Raw genomic sequence first — 4,915 nt, 5'->3', positions numbered from 1 at the left:
GGTTAATTCACCACAGCGACAGAGGCAGCCAATATTTGTCTATACGATACACTGAGCGACTTGCTGAAGCTGGAATTCAAGCGTCTGTAGGCAGTGTGGGTGACTCTTATGACAATGCATTGGCTGAAACAATAAATGGATTATTTAAAACAGAGATTATTCGCAGAAATGGCCCGTGGAAGAATGTTGATGCTGTTGAATACGCAACGTTAGAGTGGGTCAATTGGTTTAATAATCAACGCTTATTATCTTCAATTGGGTATATTTCACCAGCTCAATATGAAACAGACTACTATGATAATTTAAACGAGTCAGGTAAAGTGGCCTGACTTAAACAAACTGGTCTCCGATGAACTCGGGGCGATTCAGCTGTTGAAATTAAAATGTTATTTATTACTCATTAGCTAATGGCTGCTTTCATTCAAGTAGTCAGTAGTTACTACTTAATACATTGCATTTAAGGTAAATTTGAAAACAAACTCAATTGGCTATTTTATAATTTTTAATTGCTTAAAAATGCCAACAATTAACAACGCACTTTTTATTTAAGGTAAACCAGATGATCAAAACACCTTGTTTTACTCAATTTAATTTGATTAGTATCATGTTTCTATTTTTATTAGCCGGTTGCTCAGAAAGTGAAGTCAGCACGCAAAAACAAAACGAACCACGTGCGGTTAAACTAATAACCATAGGTGATGAGTCGCAATCAAAAACGCTCACCTACCCCGCCACTATCGACACTATAAATAGCTCAAAGCTTGCTTTTCAAGTTAGCGGAAAGCTAGAAACGCTTAACGTTATTGCCGCACAAAACGTAAAAAAAGGCGATGTAATAGCCGTATTGGAGCAACGAAACTTTATTAATGAGGTTAAGTCGAGCAAAATTCAGTTTGAAACCGCCGACAATGATTACCAACGTGGTTTAAAGCTCGCTAAAGATGGGGTTATTTCACAACGAGATATAGAGCAACTAAAATCTAAAAAAGAAGTAGCAGAATCACAGTATGACTCAGCACAAAAAGCACTATCTGACAGTAAAATTATAGCGCCTTACGATGCCATTGTTGCTGAGGTGCCAGTAAAGCAGCTTGAAAACATAAGCGCGGGTCAACATGTTGTTACTTTATTTGGTAAAGGCGAAATGGAAGCGGTGGTAAATATTCCCGCTTCAATTGTGGCCACGGTTGACTCTAAGCAAAACAATGTAGCGTCAGTTATTTTACAAGATGTATCGACTCCCCCCATTCCAGCAACATTTAGACGTGCCAATTTAGAAGCTGACTCTGCGAGTCAAACTTATGAAGTGCGATTTGCATTTGCTGTACCAAATAACCTTAATATATTGCCAGGTATGAATGCCAGTTTAAAACTTACACGTGAAGCCAGCTCAGCATCCACTCGTTTATTAGTGCCAACCTTTGCTATTTTTGAACAAAATGGTGAACACTTTGTATGGACGGTTGACGCTCAAACTATGCAAGCTTCTAAAACTCCCGTTACTATTGAAAATGGCATTGGAGAACAACTCATTGTCACTGACGGTTTAAGTGCTGGCGATGTAATTGTTGGTGCAGGTGCAAACTATGTAACTGAGGGTATGAAAGTACGTCCTTGGACTAAAGCATAGGAGCGCGGTAATGGATTTAGCAAAATGGACAATCAATAATAAATTAATTAGCACCATACTCATTATTTTAACGCTAGGGTTTGGTTTTTCATCCTATAAAAATATGGCGCGGTTTGAAGACCCCGAATTTATAATTCGCACCGCGCAAGTGTTTGTCTCGTACTCAGGTGCAAGCCCACTAGAAGTTGCAAAAGAGGTAACTGAGCCACTTGAACGTGCAATTCAAGAACTACAAGAAGTTGATACTATATCGTCCACCTCATCTACAGGTTTATCTGAAATTAAAGTAGAGATTAAATCAGAGTTTTCCCCGACTAAATCTGAGTTGCAAGTTATTTGGACTAAGCTCAGAAACAAAATAAATGACACACGTCCAACATTACCGCCTGGTACTGGCACGCCACAAGTTTATGACGATTTTGGTGATGTGTATGGCCTGAGCTATTTAATAACCGCCGAAGGGTACTCACCCGACGAGTTACATGCCTACGCTAAAGATTTGCAAAGTGACATTTTACAAGTAGAGGGCGTAGCCAAAGTTGCTATGACAGGCGTGCAGCAAGAAGGCATATTTGTAGAAATAGCTCGTGAAGAGTTAGCCTCTTTAGGCGTGTCTATTAATAATATTTACGGCATTTTAGATGAGCAAAACGCTGTATTGAGCGCTGGTAACACTCAAATTGGCGATCAACGTATTTTTATCGACCCTACCGGAGAAATAAACTCCGTTGATACCATTAAAAATCTATTGGTTAGTGCCAGCGGTGAAGGTAAAACAATTTATCTTAAAGATATTGCTAATGTATACCGTGGCTTTCAAAGTCCAGCAACCAAGTTAGTCCGTTATAACTCTAAACCTGCAATTTCACTTGGGGTCGCCAGTGTATTGGGTGCTAATGTGGTTAAAGTATTTGACCGCGTTGATGACAAAGTAAAACAAACTGAAAACCTCAGACCGCTGGGTATCACAGTGCATGAGTTTTACCACCAAGGTAAAGTAGTACAAGATTCAGTCGACAACTTTGTAGTGAATGTTTTAGTCGCACTGGTGATCGTAATGGTTACCCTGCTGCTATTTATGGGTTTGCGCTCAGGAGTTATTATTGGCGCCGTATTACTGCTAACCATTTTTGCGACCCTTGCAACCATGGATTTGAGCGGTATACCCATGCATCGAATTTCTCTTGGAGCGCTGATTATCGCGTTAGGAATGATGGTTGATAACGCCATAGTTGTGACCGAAGGGATTTTAGTTGGTACACAAAAAGGCCGTAAAAAGTTAGAAATTGCTAGCGAAGTCGTCAAGCAAACTAAATGGCCACTACTGGGTGGTACCTTGGTAGGCATTGTTGCCTTTGCGCCTATTGGTCTTGCCCCAGGTGATACCGCTGAATTTACCGGCCATTTATTCTGGGTTATTTTAATTTCTCTATTATACAGCTGGTTATTTGCCATTACCCTAACCCCCTTATTTTGTTATTGCTTGTTTAAAGAGCAAGATAGCGACACCTCAGGCTCAGCAAAACCAAATAAACTCATGGTGTTATATCAGTCTGTTGTGGTTTCGGCATTGCATCACCGCTGGCTTAGTATTGCCATTGTGGTTGCCACTTTCAGTGTGTCTATGTGGGGATTTCAATTTGTAAAATCAGGTTTTTTCCCAGCTTCTACTACACCGCAAATGGTAGTTGATTTTTGGCTACCACAAGGTACCGATATTGAAAAAACCAAAAAAGATATGCTCAAGTTAGAGGAATTTGTAAAGCAACAAAATGGCGTTGAAGGTATACAAACGCTTATTGGTGGCGGCGGTCTTCGCTACATGCTTATTTATGGTAGTGAGTCACCAAATAGTTCTTATGGGCAAATTTTAGCTAAAGTCGATGACTACAAAAAGCTAGATCAACTTTTACCTACCGTACAAAATTACATTGACGATAACTTTGTCGATGCTCAAGGCAAAGCATGGCGCTTTGTAATGGGCCCTGGTGGGGGCTCTAAAATAGAAGCCACATTTAAAGGCCCAGACCCAGATGTATTAAGAGAGCTAGCTGCACAAGCAAAAGGAATATTAATTGATGATGGCGGCGCTCTATCAATTAAAGATACATGGCGACAACGCATTAGTGTTATTGAGCCACAGTATTCTGCCATTAATGCACAGCGCGCTGGTGTAACGCGTAAGGCAGTTGCTGAAGCCTTACAGCAAAATTTTTCGGGGCAAATCGTTGGGCAGTATCGTGAAGGTGAAGAGCTCATTCCTATTATTGTTAGAGCACCACAAGCTGAACGTGTCGACATAAACGATATTGGCAACATTCAAGTACAAAGCAATATCACTGGTGAAACACTGCCCCTTGCGCAAGTAACCAATGGGTTTAAAACCGTCTGGCGCGATGGTATTTTAAAGCGTGAAGACCGCGAATGGACTATAAAAGCCCAAGCCGATCCACTACCAGGTGAACTAGCCTCAGAGTTATTTAATCGGGTAAGGCCTAAAATAGAAGCCATTGACCTACCTCAAGGGTATCGACTTGAATGGGATGGCGAATACGGACAATCGAAAGAATCTAACGAAATGCTGGCCTCAACTATTCCGCTGGGCTTTTTAGCCATGGTGCTGATTGTTATTGTGTTATTTAACGCTTTAAAACAACCAATTATTATTTGGCTTGTTGTGCCATTAGCCTTAATTGGTGTTGTGTTTGGGCTGGTAACCACACAAATACCACTAGAGTTTATGGGTATATTAGGGTTACTTTCGCTCTCTGGTTTGTTGATTAAAAATGCCATTGTATTAGTAGATCAAATGGACATGGAAATTCGACAAGGAAAGCCCGCTTATAATGCCATTATAGACTCGGCAAATAGTCGGGTAAGACCTGTAATGATGGGCACACTGACCACGGTATTAGGGGTTATCCCTCTGTATTTTGATGCATTTTTCCAATCAATGTCTGTGGTTTTAGTATTTGGATTACTGTTTGCTACCCTGCTGACTTTAATCGTGATACCCGTGCTATATGCTATTTTTATGAATGTAAAACAAGATGAACAGGCAACTTATTAAACGCCAACAAAAAATATGGCCATGCTTAATAGGTAAGTCATGGCCACTTTATAAGCTTTGAACAGAATAGTTCATATAATTAACCACTATTCAAATTTTAAAAAAACTGCATATACTACACGCCTTTTCAAACCTTTTATGATGCTAAAAACTCGCTCAAAAACGGTTGTTATTTTTCCAAAAAAACATCTTAACTTTAGGGGCTGTTGATCTTT

At 40.1% G+C, this 4,915-nt stretch carries 3 protein-coding genes; all 3 read left to right on the top strand.

Annotation, left to right across the window (positions count from 1 at the left end):
* A partial coding sequence (locus CWC14_RS17025) for an integrase core domain-containing protein (protein WP_138564070.1) occupies positions 1-329 on the top strand: 329 nt, incomplete at its 5' end.
* 230 nt (positions 330-559) lie between these two features.
* The gene (locus CWC14_RS17020; RefSeq protein WP_075170191.1) at positions 560-1,630 is read left to right on the top strand and encodes an efflux RND transporter periplasmic adaptor subunit; all 1,071 of its coding nucleotides are present in this window, start codon (positions 560-562) and stop codon (positions 1,628-1,630) included.
* A gap of 10 nt (positions 1,631-1,640) precedes the next feature.
* Entirely contained in the window at positions 1,641-4,700 is a 3,060-nt protein-coding gene (locus tag CWC14_RS17015) for an efflux RND transporter permease subunit (RefSeq protein WP_138564069.1), read from the top strand.
* Positions 4,701-4,915 lie beyond the last annotated feature (215 nt).

Origin of the sequence: Pseudoalteromonas sp. S3260 (genome assembly GCF_005886925.1) — a bacterium.
In the GTDB taxonomy this organism is placed as follows: domain Bacteria; phylum Pseudomonadota; class Gammaproteobacteria; order Enterobacterales; family Alteromonadaceae; genus Pseudoalteromonas; species Pseudoalteromonas tetraodonis.
Note: the sequence above shows the minus strand (reverse complement) of the source record. Positions and strands in the feature narration are given on the sequence as shown.